Annotated in this window: 18 protein-coding genes; 7 read left to right on the forward strand and 11 right to left on the reverse strand. The window is 66.6% G+C overall.

The window, feature by feature from the left end; all coding sequences use genetic code 11:
• From BSIN_RS17595 to BSIN_RS17615, 5 genes are all read right to left on the reverse strand, one after another.
• Positions 1-180, reverse strand: a 180-nt coding sequence (locus BSIN_RS17595) for a class II fructose-bisphosphate aldolase (protein ID WP_173678706.1), incomplete at its 3' end; no start/stop codon positions are given.
• 272 nt (positions 181-452) lie between these two features.
• The gene (pyk, locus tag BSIN_RS17600; RefSeq protein WP_089341443.1) at positions 453-1,889 is read right to left on the reverse strand and encodes a pyruvate kinase; all 1,437 of its coding nucleotides are present in this window, start codon (positions 1,887-1,889) and stop codon (positions 453-455) included.
• A 226-nt stretch (positions 1,890-2,115) separates the two neighbouring features.
• Positions 2,116-3,309 (reverse strand): phosphoglycerate kinase, encoded by a 1,194-nt coding sequence (locus tag BSIN_RS17605; RefSeq protein WP_059520556.1) that lies wholly within the window; start codon positions 3,307-3,309, stop codon positions 2,116-2,118.
• Positions 3,310-3,622: 313 nt separating this feature from the next.
• Positions 3,623-3,946: an AzlD domain-containing protein gene (locus BSIN_RS17610; RefSeq protein WP_089341444.1), complete on the reverse strand. Its 324-nt coding sequence runs from the start codon at positions 3,944-3,946 to the stop codon at positions 3,623-3,625.
• Positions 3,943-4,701 (reverse strand): AzlC family ABC transporter permease, encoded by a 759-nt coding sequence (locus tag BSIN_RS17615; protein WP_089341445.1) that lies wholly within the window; start codon positions 4,699-4,701, stop codon positions 3,943-3,945. The genes BSIN_RS17610 and BSIN_RS17615 overlap by 4 nt, the downstream gene beginning before the upstream one ends.
• A gap of 260 nt (positions 4,702-4,961) precedes the next feature.
• Here BSIN_RS17615 and BSIN_RS17620 point away from each other — a divergent pair, with 260 nt between their 5' ends.
• The 6 genes from BSIN_RS17620 (at position 4,962) to BSIN_RS17645 (ending at position 9,513) form a co-directional block, all read left to right on the forward strand.
• Positions 4,962-5,885, forward strand: coding sequence for a branched-chain amino acid transaminase (locus tag BSIN_RS17620; RefSeq protein ID WP_059520559.1), 924 nt, complete (start codon positions 4,962-4,964; stop codon positions 5,883-5,885).
• Between the two features lie 48 nt (positions 5,886-5,933).
• A complete protein-coding gene (locus BSIN_RS17625) occupies positions 5,934-6,131 on the forward strand; it encodes a zinc-finger domain-containing protein (RefSeq protein WP_059520560.1) in 198 nt (65 codons plus the stop codon).
• Between the two features lie 139 nt (positions 6,132-6,270).
• The gene (gene waaF / locus BSIN_RS17630) at positions 6,271-7,311 is read left to right on the forward strand and encodes a lipopolysaccharide heptosyltransferase II (RefSeq protein ID WP_059520561.1); all 1,041 of its coding nucleotides are present in this window, start codon (positions 6,271-6,273) and stop codon (positions 7,309-7,311) included.
• 100 nt (positions 7,312-7,411) lie between these two features.
• Positions 7,412-7,861, forward strand: a complete 450-nt coding sequence (locus BSIN_RS17635; protein ID WP_059520562.1) for a nuclear transport factor 2 family protein — start codon at positions 7,412-7,414, stop codon at positions 7,859-7,861.
• A gap of 19 nt (positions 7,862-7,880) precedes the next feature.
• A complete protein-coding gene (locus BSIN_RS17640) occupies positions 7,881-8,915 on the forward strand; it encodes a hydrolase (RefSeq protein ID WP_089341446.1) in 1,035 nt (344 codons plus the stop codon).
• Positions 8,908-9,513: a DUF2946 family protein gene (locus BSIN_RS17645; RefSeq protein WP_089341447.1), complete on the forward strand. Its 606-nt coding sequence runs from the start codon at positions 8,908-8,910 to the stop codon at positions 9,511-9,513. Before BSIN_RS17640 ends, BSIN_RS17645 begins: the two co-directional genes overlap by 8 nt.
• Positions 9,514-9,690: 177 nt before the next feature.
• Here BSIN_RS17645 and BSIN_RS17650 read toward each other — a convergent pair whose 3' ends face one another.
• Positions 9,691-11,433 (reverse strand): M48 family metalloprotease, encoded by a 1,743-nt coding sequence (locus tag BSIN_RS17650; protein WP_089341448.1) that lies wholly within the window; start codon positions 11,431-11,433, stop codon positions 9,691-9,693.
• Positions 11,434-11,657: 224 nt separating this feature from the next.
• Between BSIN_RS17650 and moaC the strand changes: the two genes are divergently transcribed.
• Positions 11,658-12,161 carry a cyclic pyranopterin monophosphate synthase MoaC gene (gene moaC / locus BSIN_RS17655; protein WP_089341460.1) on the forward strand — a complete coding sequence of 168 codons (504 nt, stop codon included), beginning with the start codon at positions 11,658-11,660 and terminating at the stop codon, positions 12,159-12,161.
• Between the two features lie 219 nt (positions 12,162-12,380).
• Here moaC and BSIN_RS17660 read toward each other — a convergent pair whose 3' ends face one another.
• From BSIN_RS17660 to sucC, 5 genes are all read right to left on the reverse strand, one after another.
• The gene (locus BSIN_RS17660) at positions 12,381-14,159 is read right to left on the reverse strand and encodes a Wzy polymerase domain-containing protein (RefSeq protein ID WP_089341461.1); all 1,779 of its coding nucleotides are present in this window, start codon (positions 14,157-14,159) and stop codon (positions 12,381-12,383) included.
• 150 nt (positions 14,160-14,309) lie between these two features.
• The gene (locus tag BSIN_RS17665; protein WP_173678707.1) at positions 14,310-14,933 is read right to left on the reverse strand and encodes a pilin; all 624 of its coding nucleotides are present in this window, start codon (positions 14,931-14,933) and stop codon (positions 14,310-14,312) included.
• 133 nt (positions 14,934-15,066) lie between these two features.
• Positions 15,067-15,780 (reverse strand): TerC family protein, encoded by a 714-nt coding sequence (locus tag BSIN_RS17670; RefSeq protein ID WP_059520567.1) that lies wholly within the window; start codon positions 15,778-15,780, stop codon positions 15,067-15,069.
• A 121-nt stretch (positions 15,781-15,901) separates the two neighbouring features.
• Positions 15,902-16,783: a succinate--CoA ligase subunit alpha gene (sucD, locus tag BSIN_RS17675; protein ID WP_089341449.1), complete on the reverse strand. Its 882-nt coding sequence runs from the start codon at positions 16,781-16,783 to the stop codon at positions 15,902-15,904.
• Positions 16,784-16,932: 149 nt separating this feature from the next.
• Entirely contained in the window at positions 16,933-18,114 is a 1,182-nt protein-coding gene (sucC, locus tag BSIN_RS17680) for an ADP-forming succinate--CoA ligase subunit beta (protein ID WP_308410722.1), read from the reverse strand.
• Between the last annotated feature and the right edge of the window lie 14 nt (positions 18,115-18,128).

Raw genomic sequence — 18,128 nt, forward strand, 5'->3', positions numbered from 1 at the left:
CCCCCCCCCCCCCCCCCCCCCCCCCCCCGCCGATGCCTGCATGATCACCGGCGCGCCGACTTCGTCGGCCGCCGCCATGATCGCCTGCACTTGCTCGAGGTTGTTCACGTTGAACGCGGGCAGGCCGTAGCCGTGTTCCGCCGCGTGGTCCAGCAGTTGACGCATTGATACGAGAGGCATTGTGGTACTCCTTGTATGAAAACCTTGCGCCCTGCACGACGTGCGGCGTGAGCCCCGGCAGATCAAATGAGTGCGGGGGACCCGCCGACGCGGGAGCGTCGAATAGCCGCATTTTATCGCGAAGCGCCGCCGATTCAGACCAAACCGGCATTCGGCGGGCCGTTTGTTACGTCTTCCAGATCGCACTGAAGCGAAAAAAAGCAAAAAAAATCGCGCGGGGTCGGAAACCCGCGCGATTGGCTCGATCCAGCCCGGGCAAATGCCCGCCGGGCTCAGTAATGCTCGCCGACCCGCACGATCTTCAGCGTGTTCGTGCCCCCTGCCTGCCCCATCGGTTCGCCCACCGTCAGCACGACCATGTCGCCGTGCTCGACGTAACCGCGCCGCGCGACCAGTTCAAGCGCCTTTTGCAATGCGGAATCACGATCGCTGTCGAAATCGACGTGCAGCGGCGTGACGTTCCTGAACAGCGCCATCGCGCGCTCGCTGCCGACCCGCGGCGTCAGCGCGTAGATCGGCACGTGCGTGTAGTGGCGCGACATCCACAGCGCCGTCGCGCCGGATTCCGTCAGCGCGACAATCGCCTTCGCGCCGAGATGGTATGCGGTGAAAAGCGCGCCCATCGCAATCGACTGATCGATCCGCGTGAACGTGCGGTCCAGGAAATCGCGGTCGAGTTCGACCTGCTCGGACTTCTCCGCCTCGACGCAAATGGCCGCCATCGCCTCGATCGTGACGACCGGATACTTGCCGGCCGCCGTCTCGGCCGACAGCATCACCGCGTCGGTGCCGTCGAGCACCGCGTTCGCGACGTCCGACACCTCCGCACGGGTCGGCACCGGCGCGTGGATCATCGATTCCATCATCTGCGTCGCGGTGATCACGAGCTTGTTCGATTCGCGCGCCATCCGGATCATCCGCTTTTGCAGCGCCGGCACGGCCGCGTTGCCGACTTCGACGGCAAGATCGCCGCGCGCGACCATGATCCCGTCCGATGCATCGAGAATCTCCTGCAGCGCCGGAATCGCCTCCGCGCGCTCGATCTTCGCGATCATCTTCGGCTTGATGCCGAACGGCGCGCCCGCGATGTTCGCGAGCTGGCGCGCCATTTCCATGTCGGTCGCGGTCTTCGGAAACGACACCGCGACGAGATCCGCGCCGAGCGACATCGCGGTGCGGATGTCCTCCATGTCCTTCGCGGTCAGCGCCGGCGCGGACAGCCCGCCGCCCTGCCGGTTGATCCCCTTGTTGTTCGACAGCTCGCCGCCGACCGTGACCGTGGTGTGGATCTCGTCGCCCACCACCCGCTCGACCTTCAGCACGATGAGCCCGTCGTTCAGAAGCAGCACGTCGCCCGGTTTCAGGTCGCGCGGCAGCTCCTTGTAGTCGAGGCCGACCCGCTCGTCGCTGCCGAGTTCGCAGCCCGCATCGAGGATGAACGGCTGGCCGGGCGTGAGCATCGTCTTGCCCGCCTCGAATTTGCCGACGCGGATCTTCGGGCCTTGCAGGTCCGCCATGATCGCGATCTCCCGGCCGACCTTGCGCGCGGCGTCGCGAACCATCTCGGCGCGCGCGCGGTGATCGTCCGCCGAACCGTGAGAGAAATTGAGCCGCACGACGTCGAGCCCCGCCTGCATCATCTGCAGCAGAACCTCCGGCGAGCTGGAGGCCGGGCCGATCGTCGCGACTATCTTGGTGGCGCGATGCATGAAACTCCTCGTCTGACTGAGTAAAAGCGCTGGATGGGTCGCTGCGAGAGCCGAAAGCCGCGCGGCCCAGCCGCCGCCGCCTCCGTCGGTGCGCGCCGGTGCTCACGCCCGGCGTCGCTTTGTTCGCGCGCGCCGGCTCGCATCGCCGGCGCCGCATCGTCCTGCCTGCCATGCGCATCCGACACGCCTCGCGCGGCCCGCCGGATGCATTGTCACGACGCTTGCATCATGCGCGCGTTTCGAGCACCTCGACGGCGGGCAGCTTCTTGCCTTCGAGGAATTCGAGGAACGCGCCGCCGCCCGTCGAGATGTAACTGACCTTGTCGTGGATGCCGTATTTCGCGATCGCGGCGAGCGTGTCGCCGCCGCCGGCAATCGAGAACGCGGCCGAATTCGCGATCGCCGTCGCCAGGGTCTTCGTGCCGTTGCCGAACTGGTCGAACTCGAACACGCCGACCGGGCCGTTCCAGACGATCGTGCCCGCCTTCTCGAGCTGGCCGGCCAGCGCCTTCGCGGTTTCCGGGCCGATGTCGAGCACCAGATCGTCGGGCTCGATCTCGCTCACCTTCTTCACGGTGGCCGCGGCCGTCGCCGAGAATTCCTTCGCGACGACAACGTCGGTCGGAATCGGCACCGACGCGCCGCGCTTTCTCGCATCGTCGATGATCGCCTTCGCCTCACCGACGAGATCCGGCTCCGCGAGCGATTTGCCGATCGACAGCCCCGCCGCGAGCATGAACGTATTCGCGATGCCGCCGCCGACGATCAATTGATCGACCTTTTCCGCGAGCGACTTGAGAATCGTCAGCTTGGTCGACACCTTCGAGCCCGCGACAATCGCGACGAGCGGGCGCTTCGGATTGCCGAGCGCCTTGCCGAGCGCATCGAGCTCCGCCGCGAGCAGCGGGCCCGCGCATGCGATGCCCGCGTATTTCGCGATTCCGTGGGTCGTCGCCTCCGCGCGGTGTGCGGTGCCGAACGCGTCGTTCACGTAGATGTCGCAAAGCTTCGCCATCTTCTGCGCGAGTTCGTCCGAGTTTTTCTTCTCGCCCTTGTTCACGCGGCAGTTCTCGAGCAGCACGACCTGGCCGGGCGCGACCGACACGCCGTTGTCGACCCAGTTCGCGACGAGCGGCACGTCGCGGCCGAGCAGTTCGGCCAGACGCTTCGCGACGGGCGCGAGCGAATCCTCGGGCTTGAACTCGCCCTCCGTCGGACGGCCGAGGTGCGACGTGACCATCACGGCCGCGCCCGCCTCGAGCGCGGCCTGGATCGCGGGCACCGACGCGCGGATGCGCGTGTCTTCGGTGATATTGCCGTGATCGTCCTGCGGCACGTTCAGATCGGCCCGGATGAAGACGCGTTTGCCGGAGAGCTGGCCTTCGGCGATCAAATCGGTAAGACGCTTGACTTGGCTCATGGGACTGGATGAAGGTTGGTGAAGGAAGGCGCTTCGAACGCGCGCGGGCGGCCGCCGTGAAAGGCGCCTCGCGCGACCCGCCGGCTTCGCCTGGCCAGGCTCGCGCTGCGCACGCGCGGGAAATTCCGGAAAGGGCCATTCTAGCCGATCCGACTGCCGCGCTGCCGTCCCGCAGCCATCCGCAGCGACGAATTCCGGCGCTCAGGCGGGCGAACGCACAATGGGCGGCGCGCGATGCCACGACACGCCGGCCGCCGGCATCGCAACGCCGCGACGCCGCACCGGCGCCCATTCGCGCGCGGCGGCCCCAGCGTCAGACCAAAACCCGCAGCAGCGTGAACACCAGCATCCCGACGACGATCGTGCCGAGCATGCTGCGCCGCCACAGAAACCATCCGAGGCCCGCCGCGGCCGCGTAGAAATCGTGATTCGACAGCGCGAAAGAAATGCCCGCGGGCGTCTCGAGCACGTCCGGCAACACGACCGCGACGAGCGCGGCGGCGGGCGCGTAGCGCAGCGCGCGCTGCGCGCGCTCGGGCAACACCGTGCGCTCGCCGCCGATCAGGAACAGCGCGCGCGTGAGCGCGGTGATGAGCGTCATCCCGGCGATCGCGAGCCAGGTCTGCAGATCGGTCATTCGGCATCCTCCGCGCAGGCGCGCCGCTCGGCGCGGATGCGCCGCCAGTCGGCGCGCTCGGCGATCCAGTCCGCGATCACGCCCGCGGCGAGCGCCGCGACCACCGCGAGCGGCAGTGCGAGCCGGTACGGCAGCTCGAACGCGACGAGCGACACGATTCCCGCAACCGAGACGGCCGCGAGCGTCGAGCGGTTCGCGATCGCGGACACCATAATCGGAATCAGCGCGAGCGTGCCGGCAAGCGCGAGCCCCCAGCTATCCGGAAAAATATTCGCGAGCGCGATCCCCGCGAGCGACGACACCTGCCACGACAGCCAGCTCGCCAGCGCCATCCCCCAGAAATACGCCTCCTTGCCCGGCACCTGCCCCGTCGCGAAGCCCTGCTTCTGGAACAGCAGATAGATCACGTCGCCGTTGAAATAGCCGATGGCGAGCCGCCGCCAGAGCGGCAGGTGGGAGAAATGGGGCGCAAGCCCCGCGCTGAAGATCACGAAGCGCGTATTCACCATCGCGGCCGTCAGCAGGATCGTCCAGACCGGCAGCTTCGCGGCGAACAGCGGCAGCACCGCAAGCTGCGACGAGCCCGCGTAGACAAGCAGCGACATGCCGAGCGCCTGCCCCGTCGTCAGCACCGACTTGCTCATCGCAATGCCGGTGACGAGCCCCCACGACAGAATCGCCATCAGCGTCGGCGAATAATCGCGGGCGCCTTGGGCGAATGCGAAACGGTCGGTGGCGGAAAAACGAGCGAGCATCGGATATGGGAAGCGCCTTCGACGCGCAGAGCCGGGCGGCTTGCGCACGCCGCCGCCATACTGTTGCGCGCCGCGTGCCGCCGCCCATTATTGTTGCGATGGGATTGATGCGGCGATTATAGCGCCGCCCCCCTGGTCCTGCTGACCGTTGCTCGCGCAAAAACGCTAAAATGAGCGTCTTTTCGACGCGGCCGCGTGCCGGAGCACCCAGGCCGACCGCGCTCGTTTTCCGCGAATACCGCATTCACCGGGAGAAACCTATGTCAATGGCCGATCGCGACGGCAAGATTTGGATGGACGGCAAACTGATCGACTGGCGCGACGCCAAGATCCACGTGCTGACCCACACGCTGCACTACGGCATGGGCGTATTCGAAGGCGTGCGTGCTTACCAGACGGCCGACGGCGGCTCCGCGATCTTCCGCCTGAAGGAACACACGAAGCGCCTGCTGAACTCGGCGAAGATTTTCCAGATGGACGTGCCGTTCGACCAGGAAACGCTCGAGGCGGCGCAACGCGAAGTCGTCCGCGAGAACAAGCTCGCATCGTGCTACCTGCGCCCGATCATTTGGATCGGCTCGGAAAAGCTCGGCGTGTCGGCCAAGGGCAACACGATCCATGTCGCGATCGCCGCGTGGCCGTGGGGCGCATACCTCGGCGAGGAAGGCCTGTCCAGGGGCATCCGCGTGAAGACGTCGTCGTTCACCCGCCATCACGTGAACGTGTCGATGGTGCGCGCGAAGGCCTCCGGCTGGTACGTGAACTCGATCCTCGCGAACCAGGAGGCGACCGCCGACGGCTATGACGAAGCGCTCCTGCTCGACGTCGACGGCTATGTGTCCGAAGGCTCCGGCGAGAATTTCTTCCTCGTGAACCGCGGCAAGCTGTTCACGCCCGACCTCTCGTCATGTCTGGACGGCATCACGCGCGACACGGTGATCACGCTCGCGAAGGAAGCCGGCATCGAGGTCATCGAGAAACGCATCACGCGCGACGAAGTCTATACGGCCGACGAAGCGTTCTTCACCGGCACCGCGGCCGAGGTCACGCCGATCCGCGAACTCGACAACCGCACGATCGGCAGCGGCGCGCGCGGCCCGATCACCGAAAAGCTGCAGGCGGCGTTCTTCGATGTCGTATCGGGCAAGAGCGCGCAGCACCAGGATTGGCTCACGAAAATCTAAGCGCGCGGCGCGCCGGCGCCGCGTTTCATCGCGATAACGAGAATCCCCATGAGTGAAATCAAGGAAATGCCGCTCATCGAGCTGACGGCGAAAGATCTGCCCGCGTACTGCCCGAATCCGACGATGCCGCGTTGGAGCGCGCATCCGCGCGTGTTCATCGACGTCACGCACGGCGAAGCGCGCTGCCCGTACTGCGGCACGCGCTACAAGCTGCGCGACGGCGAAGTCCTGCAAGGCCACCATTGAGCCGCGGCCGGCCGGCTCACGGCCCCCGCGCCCGGCGCGGCGCGATCGGCCGGGCCGGCTCGCGCCGCCGCCCCGTTCCCCACAACCCGAGCACGGCGCACGCGCGCCGCGTTTCATCACGACATCGGAAATCGACCTGATGCGTCGAGCGTTGGTAATCGCACCGAACTGGATCGGTGACGCATTGATGGCGCAACCGCTCTTTGCGCTGCTGAAAAAACTGCACCCCCGCATCGTCATCGACGCCGTGGCGCCGGCATGGGTCGCGCCCGTGCTCGAGCGCATGCCCGAGATTCACGATGTCCATGCGACCGATCTCGCGCACGGCAAGCTACAGCCGCTGCGGCGCTGGCAGCTCGCCAGCGACTTGCGCGACGTCGGCTACGACGCCGCCTACGTGCTGCCGAATTCGCTGAAATCGGCGCTGATTCCCTGGATGGCCGGCATTGCACTGCGGATCGGCTATACCGGCGAGCATCGCTACGGCCTCCTGAACGTGCGCCATGCGAACCCCGCGAAGGCCCGCGACGCCCGCCCGCCGATGGTCGAGCATTACGCGGCGCTCGCCTATGCACCCGGCGCGAAGCTGCCCGACGCGCAAAAAACGCTGCCGCCGCCGCGCCTGGACGCCGATCTGAACGAGACGGCGCGCGTCTGCACGCGCTTCAACCTCGATACACGCAAACCGCTGATCGTGTTCTGCCCGGGCGCGGAATACGGCCCGGCCAAACGCTGGCCGCCCGAGCATTTCGCGGCGCTGGCGCAAAGCGTGAGCCAATCGTTCCCCTATACGCAGATCGTCGCGCTCGGCTCGCCGAAGGATGCGGCCGCCGCGCAGGCCATCGCCGAGCGCGCGCCGAACGTGAAAAGCCTGTGCGGCCAGACTTCGCTGTCCGAAGCGTGCGCGCTGATCGCACGCGCCAACGCGGTCGTCACCAACGATTCCGGGCTGATGCACGTCGCCGCGGCGCTGCGGCGGCCGCTGATCGCGCTCTACGGCTCGACCGATCCGCGCCACACCCCGCCTCTGTCGGAGCTGGCAAAGGTACAATGGCTGCATCTCGAATGCAGTCCCTGTTTCGAACGCGAATGCCCGCTCGGCCACCTGAACTGCCTGCGCGAGCTGAGCCCGGAGCAGGTTTTCAGCGATTTGCGCGGGATGCTCGTCGAACAACGTTGACGCCGGGCGGCCCAAGGGCCGCTCGCGTCGCGCGCCGCGCGCCCGCATCCCCCCAACGGTACGATGAAATGGCGCGCGCCGCGCGCGAGAGATAGACCCGATGCCACGTTTTGCCCGCCTCTTCGAAGCCGCCGCCGATACGCTGAACGCGTACTACCAGGCAACCGCCGACGCCAATCTCGATGCGCTGATGGCCCTCTGGATCGACGAGGATTTCGCGAGTTGCATTTGGGCGGACGGCGCGCACCTGCACGGCCTCGATCAGATCAGGAGCGGCTTGGGCGCCCGGCTCGCCGCGCAGCCCGTGACGATCGAGCCGCTCGACATCCGCGTCTACGACAGCCTGGGCACCGTCGTCTACACGGTCGCCGAGGCGCACCAGCAGCAGGCCGATCCCGCGGCCGCGCCGCACATGGTGTTTACCACTTACGTGATGATCCATGAACGTGGCGAATGGCGGATCGCGCATATTCATGCAAGCGCGATCCCCGAACGCACGGCGAACGAGTTCGCCGCGAAGATCCGCCACGCCCAAGGGCCGCTTCACTGAACGCGGCGCGTTCGCAGCGATGAGTACGGCGCTCCCTCCGCTTCCCGCTGCCGACGAGCCCCCCAGGGCGGCCGCCTTCGCGCCGTATCGCGCGCCGCTGTGGCTGCCGACGAGTCATGCGCAAACGATCGTTCCCGCGCTGTTCGGACGCCGGCCGGACGTCGAATACCGGCGCGAGCGCTGGAATACGCCCGACGACGATTTCATCGACGTCGACTGGCTCACGTACCCCGACGGCGCGGCCCCCGCGCCGGATGCGCCGCTCATCGTGCTGTTCCACGGCCTCGAGGGCAGTTCCGATTCGCACTACGCGCGCGTGCTGATGGCCGCCGCCCGCGCGCGCGGCTGGCACGGCGCGGTGCCGCACTTTCGCAGTTGCAGCGGCGAAATGAACCGGCGCCCGCGCTTCTATCACCTCGCCGACAGCGACGAAGTCGATTGGATCCTGCGGCGGCTCGCGAGCGGCCATCGCGGCCCGCTCGTCGCGGCGGGCGTATCGCTCGGCGGCAACGTGCTGCTGCACTGGCTCGGCGCCCGGCGCGGCGACACGTCGATCGTCGCGGCCGCCGCCGCGGTCTCGACGCCCATCGACGTCCATGCGGGCGGCCTGGCGATCTCGCGGGGCTTCTCGATGGTCTATACGCGCAGCTTCCTGAAGACGCTGAAAACAAAAGCGCTGATGAAGCTCGATCAATATCCCGGCCTCTTCGACAGGCAAGCGATGCTCGCCGCACGCACGCTGCACGATTTCGACGACGTCGTCACCGCGCCGTTGCACGGCTTCGCCAACGCGAACGACTACTGGACGCGGGCGACGACACGCCCGTTGCTCGCCGCGATCAACGTGCCGACGTTGATTCTCAACGCGCGCAACGATCCGTTCCTGCCGGCGTCGGCGCTGCCCGGTCCGCGCGACGTGTCGCGCATGGTCGAACTCGACCAGCCGGAGCACGGCGGTCACGCAGGCTTCATGACGGGCCCGTTTCCGGGGCGCATCGACTGGCTGTCGGCGCGCATCTTCGATTTTTGTCTACGTTTCGTCGACCATGGATGACATCGTCAAGCAGGCACTCGCCAAATGGCCGAACGTCGCGCATTGCGTCGGATGGCTGCTGCTCGATCGCCGCGGCGTGTGGCGCATGCGCGACGACGCGGCGCAGGCCGCGGGCGCGCTCGGCTCGCCCATCCGGCATCCGGCGCTGATCGATTTCATCGGCCGCAACTACGAGCGCGACGCCGACGGGCAATGGTTTTTCCAGAACGGGCCGCAGCGCGTCTATGTCGAACTGGCATATACGCCGTGGATCGTGCGGATCGTGCCGGATAGCGCCGCGCCCACGCGCCTCGCGCTCGCCGATCATACAGGGCACGCATTCGAGCCCGTCGGCGTGTGGCTCGACGATGCGGGCGGGGTGCTGTTCGCCGATGCGTCGGCGCCGCCGCGCGTCGCCGCGCTGCACGACCACGACCTCGGGCTCTTCGCCGATCGCGCGGACCTCGACGGCGACGGCATGCACGGCGTGCTGCATCTGGGCGGCGGCGTGGACTTGCGCATCGAGCCGATCCGGCGCGACGACGTCGCGCGGCGGTTCGGATTCGTGGCAAGTCCCGCGGCGCGCAACCGGCAGTCGCCAAAACACGGCGCGGACTGACCCGCGGCGGCGCTGAGCCGGCGGCCTAAGATTTCAGCTTCGGTCCGCGCTTGGTCGAACGCCGCGCCTGCGCACCGCCGCCGAACCGAGTATCCAAGGCCCGGGCGAGCGCGCCAGTCCGGCATACCGATACCGGCCTGCACGACCCGGCGCACGAATGCACTACCGCCGCATGCGTCAACCGCGCTTATCCTTGTCGTCTTCCTGCTCTTCTTTGTAGCGCGCCTCGAATTCATGCAGCCGCGCGCTGATGATCGACTGCTCGTAAAAGCCCGCTGACTTGTTGTCGCGCGCCTCGCGCAACTGCCGGATGGCCGATGGCCACGCGCCGTCGAGCGCAAACTTCTCCGCAAGCGCGCGGCGCTGCATCAATGCATCGCCTTTGCCAAGGCTTGCCTGCGCGAGATAGTTCCACCAGTCCGGCTGGCCGGGATCGGCGCGCGTTTCGGCCTGGGCGAGCGTTTGCGCGTCCGCGTAGCGGCGTGCGGCCAGCAATGCCTGCAAGTGCGCGGCAATCGCCGCGTGCGAGCCCGGCCAACGCTTGTGCGCAGCCGCGGCAAGCCGCACCGCGTCGTCGGCACGGCCCGACAGACGCATAATCTGCACCGCGAGCACGTCGAGGCTGGGCGAGTCCGGCGGCCCTCCGGCTTCGCGCGCCGCCGCGCGTGCCAACGCGGCGCGCGCCGCCGCGAGCGCGCGCGACGCTTCATCGTACCGGCCGCCCAGCGTCTCGCCGAGCGCAATCCCATACCAGTTCGCCGCGACGTTCGGCGCAATCCTGTCGTCGATTTCGCTACGCATGCGGCGCACCTCGTTCGCGTAGTCGGTCAACGAGCGGTTCTGCAAAATCCGCAGGCGCGCACGCACGAAACCGTATTCCGGCGACTGCCGCGGTTGCCGGTACGGCGCGCGCCGCGCGCGATCGTCCATGTCGGCGATCCGCTCGCCCGTCAGCGGATGGGTGCGCGCATACGGGGGCACGCCCGCATCACCGCCCGTCGACGCACGGTCGAGCCGCTCGAAAAAGCCCGGCATTCCGTATGGATCGTAGCCCGCGCCGGCCAGCAACTGAAAGCCGACGCGATCGGCCTCGCGCTCGGCCGAGCGCGAAAAGCGCAGTTGGTTGTCGATCGCGAACGCCTGGCCGCCCATCGCGATCGCGCTGCCGAGATCGCCGCTGCGCGCGAGAATGCCCGCGAGCAAGCCGAACAACATCGTCGCGAGCGTCGCGTAGCCGGTCTTCTCGTTCGCACCGATCATTCGCGCGATGTGCCGCTGCAGCACGTGCCCCATTTCGTGACCGATCACGGACGCGAGTTCCGATTCCGTCTGCGTCGTCGCGACGAGTCCGCTATTGATGCCGATGAAGCCGCCCGGCAGCGAAAACGCATTGATCTGCGGATCGCGCATGGCAAACAAATCGAAATCTGGCACGTAGCCGCCGATGAATTGCGCGGTGGCCGCCGCCGACAGTTTCGCCGCCACCGAATTCAGGTAGTCGCGCACGAGCCAGTCGTCGAGATAATCGGGATCGCGCCGCACGTCGCGCATCACGCGCTCGCCGAGACGGCGCTCCGCCCGCGGCGTCAGCGCGCCGCCGGAACCATCGCCAAGATCGGGCAATTGCAGCGCACGCAACGGTGCGCGCCAATTGGGTGTCGCGTCGGATGAGCGAGTCGGTGCGTCCGATGTGTCCGACAGCCGGCTTTGCGCGCCCCCATACTTGCCGAACACCCCGGCGGCAATGCCGGACGGCAGCGTCGACCACGCATCGGCAAGACCTGGCAAAGCCGCCCCTACGCCGATGTCCGCCGGCGCGGTTTCGAGCGGCGGCGCATCGGCGCGCGGCTGCGCATAACCGCCGGGCGGCAGCGCAAGTGCCGAGCAAAGCAGAACGGCAAGCAACGGTTTGACGCGCATGAAGAAAATCGGGACAGCCGTGGCGCGGCAGTGGTTTCGTCTGCGCTATTGTAGCGGCGGGATGCGCTCGCGCGCGGCGCCGCGGACGATGGCGGACTGCGGGGCCGTCGGCGCGACTCGGGGAGATCAGCCGGCCCCGCGCTGCTATGATGGGCGCCCTTTGGGTTCGCATGGAATCGGAGCCGGCGCTTCAGCGCCGGCTCCGGCCGATACTGGAGCACACCGTGACTGAATTCACGCACTTCGACGCCGCAGGCCACGCCCAGATGGTCGATGTCGGCGGCAAGCAAGAAACGAAACGCATTGCCATCGCTCGCGGCACAATCCGAATGCGTCCCGACACTCTCGCGCTGATCCGCGAAGGACGCGCGAAAAAAGGCGACGTGCTCGGCGTCGCGCGCATCGCGGCAATTCAAGGCGCAAAGCGCACGGCCGATCTGATTCCACTGTGCCATCCGCTTGCCTTGACGCGCGTCACGGTCGACTTCGAATTCGACGATGCGCTGCCCGGCGTGCGTTGCAGCGCGCAAGTCGAAACGCTCGGACGCACGGGCGTCGAGATGGAAGCGCTGACCGCGGTGCAAATCGGGCTCTTGACCGTCTACGACATGTGCAAGGCGGTGGACCGCGCGATGGTGATCACCGACGTGGGCGTAGTCCACAAGCGCGGAGGAAAATCGGGAGATTGGACGGCGGACGAAGCCGCCGGCCGACATCCCGCCGGCTGACCCTTCTTCCCGACGCCCCGCCCCGAATGGCCGCTATCGCCACACGCGGCCGCGCCGCGCGCAACGAATGCCGCACAACCGGCAACCCGACAAGACCGCCCGCACGGGCACGGACTGCGTCGCAATCAGACCGCGCGCGTTCGATCGATAACACCGGCGGCGCCGGCTGACCGTCGCCGCGAGCAAATGCGATCGAGCCAGCCATCGGCCCGCCCGCGATCACTCGCCGCCCGCGTCATCGTCGGCGTCGCTCGCCGCGTTTGCCGCCGACATTCCGTATTTCGCGACGAGCGCTGCCCTGAAACGCTTCAGCGACGGTTGCTCATCGAGCAGCTTATACAGTGCGGCAAGCTGCGTCGGCCAGTCTTTCAGCTCCACCGCAAATATGTGCAGCCGTTCGACCGTGTCGAGCGCGTCCGCCTGCCGCCCGTCAAGCGCCTGCAATACCGCATAGCGGCGCAGCACGGCCTCGCCCGGCAGCAATGCGATCGCCTGCTTGTGTGCGAAGAGCTTTGCCTGCAGATTGTCGCGCGAGATCGGCATCAGGGTAGCCGCGCCGTAATCGCCCCATGCGTGAAACAGGAACGACGGATTTTCGCGATATTGCTCGGCCGGGTTCGTTCCGTAGTAAAGCACTTCGGCACGCTGATAATCGCGCAGCACCGGATACAGCGACGCCAGCCCCGCAGCCGAAAGTATCGCGAACAGTGCGAACGCGGCGCGGCTCGGCAGCACGGAAAGCGGCTTCGTTTCGAGCAAGCCGATGACGAACATCGCCGGCAGCAGGAAGAACGTGTACTGCTGCGGATATTCGACGAGCGCATGCATCAGCAATACGCCGATGAGCGCAAAACCGAATACGCGGCTTTCGGCGTGCGGCGCGCGCAGCGCGCGCACGAACCATGCAACGAGCGTGACGAGCAGAACACCCAGACCGATCAGGCCGGACTTCGCGAGCAGATCGATGAGAATGTCGTGTGCGTTGTTGGCGATCTCGACGCCGCCCAGCGCACGCACCAGTTCGAACTGATGAATCGGAAACTCGCCCCATCCGACGCCCAGCAGCGGATGCTCGCGAAACATCGTCAAACCGTATTTCCAGAGCGCGAGACGCGGCGCGACCTGTCCGGCATCGCGCATCCGGTCGGCAGCCGATTCGGCGAGGCCGAGCTGATAGCGGACGTTCGCCCAACGCACCGCGATATTGACCACGACGAACAGCACCGCGAGCAAGGCGGGCGCCGCCCATGAGCGGCCCGTCGCCGCGCCGCGCCGCGCCTGCGCGAGCGCGGTCCAAAAACCGGCGACGACGATTACCGCAACCTGCAACCAAGGCCCGCGCGACACGGTAAGCGCGAGCCCGACACACAGGAAAGCCGACAGCGCCGCCCATGCAAGCACCGGCAGCCGGCGCGCTTGCGCGAGATACAGCGCCCCCGTCAATGCAAACGCGATATAGGTGGCGAGATGATTCGCTTGCGCCATGTTGCCGTATGGCCGGCGATCGACGCTTACGCCATATGACACGACGAACGGCGAAAACGTCCCTTCCAGGCGAAAAAGCTGCACGAGCTGGCAAGCAACGGCAAAGACGCCGCCGACGATCAGCGCGCCCGCGGCCATACGGGCGGCCGTCTCGAGCAGGTTCGCGCGAGCGAGTGCATAGCCCGATTGCATCGCGGCGACCGCGGCGAGCAGATAGCCCATTGCGAGCCAAGCCATCGACGGCTGCTTCAGCGGCAGCAGCACGATCTGCGCGAGCAACACTGCGCCGAAGCCGAGCGGTGCGGCAAACGCCGCCGGCGCGTCGAAAGGCCCGGATCGCTGCGCCCTTACGAGCAATATGACAACGATGCCGAGTAGCCAATACAGCGCGAATGCGGCGAATTCGGAATAAAAAGTCGGGATCGGATACGTGTGATTCGTAATCGAGTACGGCAGAATCAGGGCGAGTGCGAACGCGATCAGCGACAAAGAACGCAGTAAAGGAACGGGCATGAGCGAACCGGATGTCAGCAACCGGCGCACTATACAAAAAAATCCCCGCGCTGTGCGCTCGTGCCCGGCTCCCGCGGCAAATTCGCCCGAATCGGCCCACGCGAGCGCCGCCACGCCACCGCGCTGCGCACGGCACGAACATAGGCGGCCTCACGCCCGGCATTCCGGTGGAGCAAGCCTGCCGGCAAGCGTCGGCGCATCGGCAGGCATCGGCCCCGCACCCGGCGCGGGCAGCGACGACGACGTCTTACCGCTTGCAAAGCATTCCCAAGTAATCGCCCCCGGCTGCATCACGCCCTTCGTCAACCCGACACGCGCCGTCGGCGCCTCCTCGCGATCCGGCGACGACGGCACGAGCACGAGCGTGTTCGCGCCGTCGGGCGCGACGCGTGGCGTAAATACGACGACAATCTGGCCGGTGTCATCATCGACGCGAATTGAATCGACGTTACGCGTCGCGGCCGGCGACGCGTAGCCGCCCGCGAGCCCGCCGCCGCTCGCGGCATTTTCGGCGACCGCGAGCTGCGCGGACGCCGCCAGCGACAATCCCTCGCCGACCCGGCTGCGTGCAAGGTAATCCTGATATGCGGGAATGGCGTAAGCGGCCACAACCCCGACGATCGCAAGCACGATCATCAATTCGATCAACGTAAAGCCGCCGCCGGCCACGCAACCGGTCCCGATCCGGCGGCACGCCAAACGGCGGCCCGTCACCGCGCGAACCGTCGACACAGAGCGCCGCAGTCGAGCAAGCGGCGGAACAACGAAAAACATTGCGCACATGACAGCCTCCGGAAACGAAATACGCGTGCTTCAAGATTCAAGCCTCGAAGCACGCGTATCGATCGTAGCCAGAGCGCCCGCGCACGGACAGTCGGCCGAACGGCCAACGCCGCGCCGCCAGACGTCAGCGCGAATGCGTCGTGTCCAATGCAGCGCGCCGCCGCTTCAGCGCATAGCCGACGACAACGACGAAAAGCGCCCCCGCGATACTCGCACCGTAAATCGCGGCGGGCGTATCGAGGAGCGGCCAGCGGTCGCCGGCCGGATCGTTGACCATCAACCCGCCCGCGATCCAGCCCAACAGCGCCGCGCCAAACGTGACGACGACCGGAAAGCGGTCAAGCAGCTTGAGCACGAGCGTGCTGCCCCAGACGATGATCGGAATGCTGACGACGAGGCCAAAGATCACGAGCGCGAGCCGATGCGCCGGATCGGCCTGCTCGGCCGCGCCGGCGATCGCGATCACGTTGTCGAGGCTCATCACCGCGTCGGCGATCACGATGGTCTTGACCGCTTCCCACAGCCTATCGGCCGGCTTGACGTTCTCGTGCCCATCACCGGCAGGCGCCATCAGCCGGATGCCGATCCACAACAGCAGCACGCCACCCGCGAACTTCAGCAGCGGCACGTCGAGCAGCAGCACCGCAAACGCGATCAGCACGACACGCAGCAGAATTGCCCCCGCCGTTCCCCACAGCACGCCGCGCACCCGCTGCTCCGGCGGCAAATTGCGGCACGCCAGCGCGATCACGACAGCATTGTCGCCGCCCAGCAAAATATCGATGATGACGATCTGAACGATAGCGCCCCAATGAAGCGTGGCAAAAAATTCGAGCATGGGTCAAAGCGCAGCGATGCGTCAGAAAAAGAAATGGGCGAAATCTTACGGAATAATTGCACGAGCATAGCAAAACGCCGGCAGCGCCGGCGTTTTTAGCGAGACGAAATAGCGCTGGCGCTTACAGCGCGGCCTTCAGCAGACGGCCCATTTCCGACGGATTGCGCGTGACCTTGATCCCGCACGCATCCATGATCTCCAGCTTGGCCTCGGCCGTGTCCGCGCCGCCCGAGATCAGCGCGCCGGCGTGGCCCATGCGCTTGCCCGGGGGCGCCGTGACGCCCGCGATAAAGCCGACGACCGGCTTCTTCATGTTGCCCTTGATCCACTGCGCGGCCGTCGCCTCGTCCGGGCCGCCGATCTCGCCGATCATCACGACCGCGTCCGTATCCGGATCGTCGCTGAACATCTTCATCACGTCGATGTGCTTCAAGCCGTTGATCGGATCGCCGCCGATGCCGACCGCCGACGACTGGCCCAAACCGAGCGCCGTCAGTTGCGCCACCGCCTCATAGGTCAGCGTGCCCGAGCGCGACACGACGCCGATGCGGCCCTTGCGGTGAATGTGGCCCGGCATGATGCCGATCTTCAGTTCGTCCGGCGTGATCGTGCCGGGGCAGTTCGGCCCGAGCAGCAGCGTCTTGCGGCCTTCGCGGCGCATCCGGTCTTTCACTTCGATCATGTCGCGCACCGGAATGCCTTCGGTGATGCAGATCGCGAGGTCGAGATCGGCCTCGACCGCTTCCCAGATCGCTGCAGCGGCGCCCGCGGGCGGCACGTAGATGACCGACACGGTCGCGCCGGTCTCGGCCTTCGCTTCCTTCACGCTCGCGTAGATCGGAATGCCCTCGAAATCCTCGCCGGCCTTCTTCGGGTTCACGCCCGCGACGAACGCCTCGCGGCCGTTCGCATACTCACGGCACGCGCGCGTATGGAACTGGCCGGTCTTGCCGGTGATGCCCTGCGTGATGACCTTTGTGTCTTTGTTGATCAGAATCGACATGTATTGACCTCTGTTCGATCGGCGTCGCGAGAATAACCGCGCCGCCATCCATGTTCATTGATGCGCTCGAGCGTTGACAAAACGCCGGGACGCCCCCGGTTTTCCTGCCCGCGCGGCTCGCTCGCGCTCCCGCCGGGCCGGGGCGCCCGTTACTTGCCCGCAGCCGCGGCAACGACCTTCTGCGCCGCCTCTTCCATGCTGTCCGCCGAGATGATCGGCAGGCCGGACTCGGCAAGCATCTTCTTGCCGAGGTCTTCGTTCGTGCCCTTCATGCGCACGACGAGCGGCACGTTCAGGTTGACCGCCTTCGAGCCGGCGATCACGCCTTCCGCGATCACGTCGCAGCGCATGATGCCGCCGAAGATGTTCACGAGAATCGCCTTCAAGCCCGGATTCTTCAGCATCAGCTTGAACGCTTCGGTGACCTTCTCCGTCGTGGCTCCGCCGCCGACGTCCAGGAAGTTCGCCGGCTCGCCGCCGAACAGCTTGATCGTGTCCATCGTCGCCATCGCGAGGCCGGCGCCGTTCACCAGGCAGCCGATGTTGCCGTCGAGCGAGATGTAAGCGAGATCGAACTTCGATGCCTCGATTTCAGCCGGATCTTCCTCGTCCAGATCGCGGTACGCGACGATTTCCGGATGACGGAACAGCGCGTTCGAGTCGAAGTTGAATTTAGCGTCGAGCGCGATGACCTTGCCGTCGCCCGTCAGCACGAGCGGGTTGATTTCCGCGAGCGAAGCGTCGGTTTCCCAGAACGACTTGTACAGACCCTGCAGGATCGCGCGGGCTTGCGGAATCGACGCATCCGGCACGCCGATCTTCTTCGCGAGATCGTCGGCTTCCGCATCCTTCAGGCCCGTCGCCGGCTCGACGGCGACCTTATGGATAGCTTCGGGCGTCTTCGCCGCGACTTCCTCGATATCCATCCCGCCTTCGCTGGACGCCATCACGACGACCTTCTGCGACACACGGTCGATCACGATGCCGACATACAGTTCCTTCTTGATGTCCGCGCCTTCCTCGATCAGCAGACGGTTCACCTTCTGGCCCTCCGGGCCGGTCTGGTGCGTGACGAGCTGCATGCCGAGGATCTGGTTCGCATATTCGCGCACCTGCTCCAGCGACTTCGCCACCTTCACACCGCCGCCCTTGCCGCGGCCGCCCGCATGAATCTGCGCCTTGACGACCCACACCGGACCGCCCAGCTCTTCCGCCACCTTGACGGCTTCGTCCACCGAGAACGCCGGCTTGCCGCGCGGGACCGCGACTCCGAATTTCCGCAGGATTTCTTTACCCTGGTACTCGTGAATCTTCATGCGTGATTCCTTCAGTCTGAGAGTTGGCT

Source organism: Burkholderia singularis, from assembly GCF_900176645.1.
Classification (GTDB): Bacteria; Pseudomonadota; Gammaproteobacteria; order Burkholderiales; family Burkholderiaceae; genus Burkholderia; species Burkholderia singularis.

Bases quoted from the DNA above. Each gene is read 5' to 3' on its own strand.
- pyk (WP_089341443.1), bottom strand. From the start codon at position 1,889: ATGCATCGCGCCACCAAGATAGTCGCGACGATCGGCCCGGCCTCCAGC.
- BSIN_RS17605 (WP_059520556.1), bottom strand. From the start codon at position 3,309: ATGAGCCAAGTCAAGCGTCTTACCGATTTGATCGCCGAAGGCCAGCTC.
- BSIN_RS17610 (WP_089341444.1), bottom strand. From the start codon at position 3,946: ATGACCGATCTGCAGACCTGGCTCGCGATCGCCGGGATGACGCTCATC.
- BSIN_RS17615 (WP_089341445.1), bottom strand. From the start codon at position 4,701: ATGCTCGCTCGTTTTTCCGCCACCGACCGTTTCGCATTCGCCCAAGGC.
- BSIN_RS17620 (WP_059520559.1), top strand. From the start codon at position 4,962: ATGTCAATGGCCGATCGCGACGGCAAGATTTGGATGGACGGCAAACTG.
- BSIN_RS17625 (WP_059520560.1), top strand. From the start codon at position 5,934: ATGAGTGAAATCAAGGAAATGCCGCTCATCGAGCTGACGGCGAAAGAT.
- waaF (WP_059520561.1), top strand. From the start codon at position 6,271: ATGCGTCGAGCGTTGGTAATCGCACCGAACTGGATCGGTGACGCATTG.
- BSIN_RS17635 (WP_059520562.1), top strand. From the start codon at position 7,412: ATGCCACGTTTTGCCCGCCTCTTCGAAGCCGCCGCCGATACGCTGAAC.
- BSIN_RS17640 (WP_089341446.1), top strand. From the start codon at position 7,881: ATGAGTACGGCGCTCCCTCCGCTTCCCGCTGCCGACGAGCCCCCCAGG.
- BSIN_RS17645 (WP_089341447.1), top strand. From the start codon at position 8,908: ATGGATGACATCGTCAAGCAGGCACTCGCCAAATGGCCGAACGTCGCG.
- BSIN_RS17650 (WP_089341448.1), bottom strand. From the start codon at position 11,433: ATGCGCGTCAAACCGTTGCTTGCCGTTCTGCTTTGCTCGGCACTTGCG.
- BSIN_RS17660 (WP_089341461.1), bottom strand. From the start codon at position 14,159: ATGCCCGTTCCTTTACTGCGTTCTTTGTCGCTGATCGCGTTCGCACTC.
- BSIN_RS17665 (WP_173678707.1), bottom strand. From the start codon at position 14,933: ATGTTTTTCGTTGTTCCGCCGCTTGCTCGACTGCGGCGCTCTGTGTCG.
- BSIN_RS17670 (WP_059520567.1), bottom strand. From the start codon at position 15,780: ATGCTCGAATTTTTTGCCACGCTTCATTGGGGCGCTATCGTTCAGATC.
- sucD (WP_089341449.1), bottom strand. From the start codon at position 16,783: ATGTCGATTCTGATCAACAAAGACACAAAGGTCATCACGCAGGGCATC.